Origin of the sequence: Pseudomonas sp., assembly GCF_035277045.1 — a bacterium.
In the GTDB taxonomy this organism is placed as follows: Bacteria; Pseudomonadota; Gammaproteobacteria; order Pseudomonadales; family Pseudomonadaceae; genus Aquipseudomonas.
In genome coordinates, this window is the sequence record NZ_DATELE010000292.1 from 1 (window position 1) to 4988 (window position 4988).

The 4988-nt window shown below is 66.5% G+C and carries 4 protein-coding genes; 1 reads left to right on the top strand and 3 read right to left on the bottom strand.

Annotated features, from left to right (window positions below; translation table 11 throughout):
- From VJS90_RS20110 to VJS90_RS20120, 3 genes are all read right to left on the bottom strand, one after another.
- Positions 1-1529 (bottom strand): xanthine dehydrogenase family protein molybdopterin-binding subunit (locus VJS90_RS20110; protein WP_324123385.1); only part of this gene is annotated, 1529 nt, incomplete at its 3' end.
- Positions 1529-2512: a xanthine dehydrogenase family protein subunit M gene (locus VJS90_RS20115; protein WP_324123386.1), complete on the bottom strand. Its 984-nt coding sequence runs from the start codon at positions 2510-2512 to the stop codon at positions 1529-1531. The genes VJS90_RS20110 and VJS90_RS20115, both read right to left, overlap by 1 nt.
- Positions 2509-3018 (bottom strand): (2Fe-2S)-binding protein, encoded by a 510-nt coding sequence (locus VJS90_RS20120; RefSeq protein ID WP_324123388.1) that lies wholly within the window; start codon positions 3016-3018, stop codon positions 2509-2511. The genes VJS90_RS20115 and VJS90_RS20120 overlap by 4 nt, the downstream gene beginning before the upstream one ends.
- 198 nt (positions 3019-3216) lie before the next feature.
- Between VJS90_RS20120 and VJS90_RS20125 the strand changes: the two genes are divergently transcribed.
- Positions 3217-4988, top strand: a 1772-nt coding sequence (locus VJS90_RS20125; RefSeq protein ID WP_324123387.1) for a U32 family peptidase, incomplete at its 3' end; no start/stop codon positions are given.

Genomic DNA, 4988 nt, shown 5'->3' on the forward strand with positions numbered 1-4988 from the left:
GAGACGGTGAACGAGCCACCTTGCAGCGGCGCCGTGGGCAGCGAGGAATCGCCCAGCAGGAACGTCACGTCCTGCGCGGCCACACCTGCCGCGTCAGCCGCGATCTGGGTCATGACGGTGTAAGTGCCGGTACCGATGTCGGTGGTGGCGCTGCTGACGGTCAGCTTGCCCTGGCTGTCGAAGCGTGCCTTGGCGCTGGCCTTCATCTGCATCGCCTCCCATACGCCGCCGGCCATGCCCCACCCAACCAGGCGGTGATCCTGGCGCATGCTGCGCGGTTCAGGATTGCGCCGCGCCCAGCCGAACGCCGCGGCGCCCTGGTCGTAACAGGCGTGCAGCTCCTTGCTGGAATAGGGCTTGCCTTCGTTGCCATTGCTGTCGGCGAAGTTGATGCGGCGCAGCTGCACAGGGTCGATGCCGCTGGCCACGGCCAGCTCGTCCATGGCGCATTCAAGCCCGATCAGGCCCAGCGCCGCGCCAGGCGCACGCATGTCGAGCGGGGTGTAGACGTCCAGCGGCGTGAGTCTGTAGCCCAGGTCGACGTTATCGCAGTGATAGAGCATGCCGCTCCATTCCACGACATGCTCGGTGAAGTCCTCGAAGCGGGAGGTCTGCCCGGTGGCTTCATGGGACACCGCCAGCAGCCGGCCCTCGGCATCGGCGCCCAGGCGCAGGTGCTGCAAGGTCCGCGGCCGATAGCCGAAGGTGAACATCTGCTGGCGGGTCAGGGTCACGCGCACCGAGCGCTTGAGCTTGAGCGCGGCCATCACCGCCAGGGGCAACTGGTACTGCGGGCGCAAGCCCGAGCCGAAAGCACCGCCGACGAACGAGGCGCGCACGCGAATCTTCTCCTTGGGCAGGTCGAAAACCTTGTGCAGGTAGTCCTGGCAGTTCTGCGTGCCCTGGGTCTTGTCGTGGATCTCCAGGCTGCCATCGGGCTTGTAGATGACCGTGGAGGCATGCGGTTCCATCGGGTTGTGGTGCTCGGACGGCGTGCTGTAGCGAGCGTCGACGCGCACCGGCGCGCTGGCGAACTGGCCCTGGAAATCGCCACGCGGCTTGGGCAGCTCGGCGGGCGCGTCATGACTGTTGCCCAGACCGGCGAGCAGGTCGGTCTGGTGGCTGTCCTGGCGATACTCGACCTTGATCAGGGAGCCGGCATAGCGCGCCAGCTCGAGGCTGTCGGCGACCACCAGGGCCAGCGGCTGGCCGTTGTAGAGCACGCGGTCGTTGTACAGTGGGCGAAATGGGGAGCCGTCGGCGGCGTCCTGGTCGCTGTAATCATCATCGTAACTGGCCAACCGCGGACGGTTGCGGTGGGTCAGCACCAAGGCGACGCCAGGCACCTGCAACGCGGCGTCGCAGTCGATATTCAGCACCTGGCCGCTGGCGATGTTGCTGGAAACCACGCTGCCGTACAGCAGGCCGTCCTGGGGATATTCGGCAGCGTAACGCGCCTGGCCGGTGACCTTGGCGACGCCATCGACGCGGTCCATGGGCTGGCCGGAAACCGTTCTGGGGCGATTCATCAGGCAGTCCCTCCGGCGGCTTCGCTGAAGGCGCGCACGATGGCGTTGCGCGCCAGCTGGATCTTGAAGGCATTGTGGGCCAGGGGCCGGGCGCCCTTGAGCAGCGCATCCGCTGCCTGCTCGAAGGTCCCGCGGGTGGCGGGCCGGCCCTTGAGCTGCGCTTCCACCGCCGGATCGCGCCATGGCTTGTGCGCCACGCCGCCCAGCGCCAGGCGGGCATCACTGATGCGCTCGCCGTCGAGTTCCAGCGCCGCGGCCACCGAGATCAGCGCGAACGCATAGGAAGCGCGGTCGCGGACCTTGAGGTAGCGGCTGTGGCCGGTGAAGCGTGGCGCCGGCAGTTCGACCGCGGTGACCAGCTCGTCGTCGGCCAGCTGGTTGTCACGCTGCGGGGTATCACCTGGCAAGCGGTGGAAGTCGGCAAAAGCGACCTGGCGCGCGCCCGCCTTGCCCTGCACGTGCACCACGGCCTCGAGGGCCGCCAGCGCCACGCACATGTCGGAGGGATGCACCGCCACGCAGGCCTCGCTGGCCCCAAGAATCGCATGGATGCGGTTGAGGCCTTCGCGCGCCGGACAGCCGGTGCCCGGCTCGCGCTTGTTGCACGGGGTCGCGGCGTCGTAGAAGTAGTAGCAGCGGGTGCGCTGCAACAGGTTGCCACCGGTGCTGGCCATGTTGCGCAGCTGGGGTGACGCGCCCGCCAGAATGGCCTCGGACAGCAGCGGGTAGCGTTGCTCGATCAGCGTGTTCCAGGCCAGGTCGGCGTTGCTCACCAAGGCACCGATCATCAGGCCGCCGCTGGCGGTCTCCTGGAGGTCGTGCAGCGGCAGCCCGTTGATGTCGATCAGCCGCTCGGGACGGGTGACGTTCTCCTTCATCAGGTCGACCAGGTTGGTGCCACCGGCGATGAAGCGGGTGGCCGGCCCGGCAAGCCTGACGGCCTCGCTGACGTCGGTGGGCTTGCTGTAGGCAAACGGTGTCATGAGGGCTGCCCTCCCCGCTGGCTGTCCTGCATCTGCGGCAGTGCCTCCTCGACGGCCGCGATGATATTGCTGTAGGCGCCGCAGCGGCACAGGTTGCCGCTCATCAACTCCTGGATCTGCTCGCGGGTCCGCGCACGGCCTTCTCGGGCCAGGCCGACCGCCGAGCAGATCTGCCCAGGCGTGCAGTAGCCACACTGGAAGGCATCCTGGGTGATGAAGGCACGCTGCATCGGGTGTAACTGGTCGCCGTCAGCCAGGCCTTCGATGGTGGTCAGCTCATCGCCGTCGCACATGATGGCCAGGGTCAGGCAGGCATTGACGCGCACGCCGTTGCGCAACACCGTGCAGGCGCCGCACTGGCCGTGGTCGCAGCCTTTCTTGCTGCCCACCAGGTCCAGCTGGTCGCGCAGCAGGTCCAGCAGCGTGAGCCACGGTTGCACCTGCAGCTGTCGGGGCTGGCCATTGAGGGTCAGGCTGATCGCCTGCCCGGCCTGGGCCGTTGTCATCTCGCTCATAAAGACCTCACGGTTCGTGCTTTTTTATCGCAGCAAGCTGCGTTATCAAGGTACGACCGGGGGCTGTCGGCAAGCGTTCAGCGAAAATGCGCCAGCGGCCACCGGGCCACCGGGCAGCGCGCGGGTGCCGCGCGGGCATTTCGCGGCTACAATGCGCGCCTTGACCGTGACAAGCCAGACTAAAACTACATGTCCTTGCCCAAAAATCAGTTGGAACTGCTCAGCCCTGCCCGCGATGTCAGCATCGCCCGCGAGGCCATCCTGCACGGCGCCGACGCCGTCTACATCGGTGGCCCGAGCTTCGGCGCGCGGCACAACGCCTGCAACGAGGTGGGCGAGATCGCCCAGCTGGTGGAGTTCGCCCGGCGCTACCACGCGCGCGTGTTCACCACCATCAACACCATCCTCCACGACAACGAGCTGGAGCCTGCGCGCAAGCTGATCCACCAGTTGCACGATGCCGGTGTCGATGCGCTGATCATCCAGGACCTGGGCGTGATGGAGCTCGACATCCCGCCGATCGAGCTGCACGCCAGCACCCAGACCGACATCCGCACCCTGGCGCGGGCCAAGTTCCTCGACCAGGCCGGGTTCTCGCAGCTGGTGCTGGCCCGTGAGCTGAACCTGCAGGAAATCCGCGCGATCGCCGATGAAACCGACGCGGCGATCGAGTTTTTCATCCACGGTGCCCTGTGCGTGGCCTTCTCTGGCCAGTGCAACATCTCCCACGCGCAGAACGGGCGCAGCGCCAACCGCGGCGACTGCTCCCAGGCCTGTCGCCTGCCCTACACGCTGAAAGACGACCAGGGCCGCGTCGTGGCCTTCGAGAAGCACCTGCTGTCGATGAAGGACAACAACCAGAGCGCCAACCTGCGCGATCTGGTCGATGCTGGCGTGCGCTCGTTCAAGATCGAAGGCCGCTACAAGGACGTGGGCTACGTGAAGAACATCACCGCCTATTACCGCCAGCGCCTGGACGACATCCTGGAAGGCCGCCCGGAGCTCGCCCGTGCCTCCAGCGGGCGTACCGCGCACTTCTTCGTGCCCGATCCGGACAAGACCTTCCACCGGGGCAGCACCGACTATTTCGTCACCGACCGCAAGATCGACATTGGCGCCTTCGACACCCCGACCTTCACCGGCCTTCCGGTGGGCGTGGTCGAAAAAGCCGGCAAGCGCGACTTGATGGTGGTGACCCACGCGCCGCTGTCCAACGGCGATGGCCTGAACGTGCAGATCAAGCGTGAGGTGGTGGGTTTCCGCGCGAACATCGCCGAGCTCAAGGGCGAGTTCGAGGAAGACGGCGCCAAGCGCTACCGCTACCGCGTCGAGCCCAACGAGATGCCCGAGGGCATGCACCGTCTGCGCCCAAGCCATCCGCTGAGCCGCAACCTGGACCACGACTGGCAGCAAGCCCTGCAGCGCACCTCGGCCGAGCGCCGGATCGGCTTGTCGTGGGTTGCCCGCCTGCGTGAAGAGCGTCTTGAACTCACCGCCACCAGCGAGGAAGGCATCAGTGCCAGCGTCACCCTGAACGGTCCGTTTGGCGTCGCCAACAAGCCGGAACAGGCGCTGGAGCAACTGCATGACCTGCTCGGCCAGCTGGGTACCACCCAGTACCACGCCAACGCCATCGAGCTGGATGCGCCCCAGGCGTTCTTCATTCCCAACTCGCAGCTCAAGGCTCTGCGCCGTGAAGTCATCGAGGCGCTCACCACCGCACGCATCAAAGCCCACCCTCGCGGCAACCGCAAGGCCGAGACGGTGCCGGCACCGGTGTACCCAGAGTCGCACCTGTCGTTTCTGGCCAACGTCTACAACCAGAAGGCCCGTGACTTCTACCACCGCCACGGTGTCAAGCTGATCGACGCGGCCTACGAGGCCCATGAGGAAACCGGCGAGGTGCCGGTGATGATCACCAAGCACTGCCTGCGTTTCTCCTTCAACCTGTGCCCGAAACA